The organism is Streptomyces sp. AM25 (assembly GCF_058146165.1).
On the sequence record NZ_JBKIWN010000157.1, the window covers coordinates 1 to 1,034 of the forward strand.

Annotated in this window: 1 pseudogene; it reads right to left on the bottom strand. The window is 71.1% G+C overall.

From position 1 onward, the window contains the following. Positions 1–982, bottom strand: a pseudogene (locus tag ACLHRZ_RS42500) (IS5 family transposase); the annotation flags it as partial. Positions 983–1,034 lie beyond the last annotated feature (52 nt).

Here is a 1,034-nt window from a genome sequence, read left to right on the forward strand (position 1 = left end):
GAGTGTGGTGTGATGCTGCGGAGCCAGAGCATCGCACCGCACAGATGCAGTCCGGCTTCGTAGCTTTCGGGGGTCTTGTCGAAGCGGGTCGCGATGCCGCGCCAGTTCCGCAGCCGGTTGATGCACCGCTCCACGGTGTTGCGTTCCTTGTACAGTTCCGCGTCGTGGCCGACGGGGCGGCCGCCCTTCGGACCGCGCCTTTTCCGGTTGGCGGCCTGGTCCGCTTTCTCCGGGATCACCGGCCGGATCCCGCGTCGCCGCAGGTAGCGCCGGTTGCGGCGGGAGGAGTACGCCTTGTCGCCGGCGACCGCGTCCGGCCGGGTCCGGGGGCGCCCGGCCGGTCCACGCACCTTGAGCCGCTCAAGAACCGGGACGAACTGCGGGCTGTCGCCGGCCTGTCCGGGCGTGAGGACGAACGCCAGCGGACGGCAGTGCCGGTCGGCCGCCAGGTGGATCTTGCTGGTCAGCCCGCCCCGGGAACGGCCCAGCTCAGCGGCTTTCAGCCGGGCCCGGTGCCGTCGGCGGCGCTCCCGTCGCTCGGTCCGGGCCGGATCGTCCGGTCCGTCGTCTTGGGTGGTATGTCCCTTTGCTGAAGCCCCTTTTCCTCCTCGACGGCCTTCGCCAGGGCTTCGAGCCGGACCGGGTCCAGGGCCATCCCGGCGGCGTGGTGGTGGGCCCGGGCGGTCGCCGAGTCCACGCTGACCAGGCCCAGGTCCACCTGGCCCCGGGCGGCCGCCTCGGCGATCACCGCCTCCATCAGGTGCTGGAAGACGCCCTGCGTCGCCCAGATCCGGAAGCGGTCGTAGACACTCTGCCAGGGCCCGAACTCACCCGGCAGGTCGCGCCAGGGGCTGCCGGTGCGGAACCTCCACATCACCGCGTTGAAGTGTTTCCGCAGGTCGGGTATGGGTCCGACCGCGGCGACCGGGAGGTGGGGCCCGATCAGGGTCCACTGCTCATCGGTGAGATCGCCTCGCGCCATGACTGACGGCCTATCAAGACCGGACCCCACCGCGCAGGCGAACTACCGAACA